1 protein-coding gene is annotated in these 412 nt (G+C 65.0%); it reads right to left on the bottom strand.

Annotation, left to right across the window (positions count from 1 at the left end; translation table 11 throughout):
* Positions 1-292, bottom strand: a 292-nt coding sequence (locus ACLZOT_RS50155) for a helix-turn-helix domain-containing protein (protein ID WP_416976011.1), incomplete at its 3' end; no start/stop codon positions are given.
* Positions 293-412 lie beyond the last annotated feature (120 nt).

The raw sequence follows: 412 nt of genomic DNA on the forward strand, positions 1-412 counted from the left end.
GCAGATTGGCGACGACCGCCGCCTCAAGTCGGGTCCTGAGCCCGAGTTTCGCGATGATATGCGCGACATGCGCCTTTACGGTCCGCTCCGCGATGCCCAGCTGCCGGGCGAGGAGCCGGTTCGGCAGTCCCCCTCCCAGGAGCACCAGCACCTCCCTCTCGCGGTCGGTCAGCTCATCAACCGCCGGCTCGGCCCCCATCGGCTGGAGCGCGAGTCGGCAGGGGCAGTGTGGATCCCCGGAATCGTAGGACGTGTCGTGGCAGTGGTATTCCTTAACATTCTGGATCGGCACTGGAAGTGGTCACCTTCCCCGTTTCCCCGTTTGCTGTTGCGTGACAGCAGCACTCTAGGGCAGCGGCTTCGCGTTTCGCGATCCAGTGGTGGGACTTATTCGGCAGCGCTGAGCGGAGGG

Origin of the sequence: Streptomyces sp. 4F14 (assembly GCF_048159485.1) — a bacterium.
Lineage (GTDB): Bacteria > Actinomycetota > Actinomycetes > Streptomycetales > Streptomycetaceae > Streptomyces.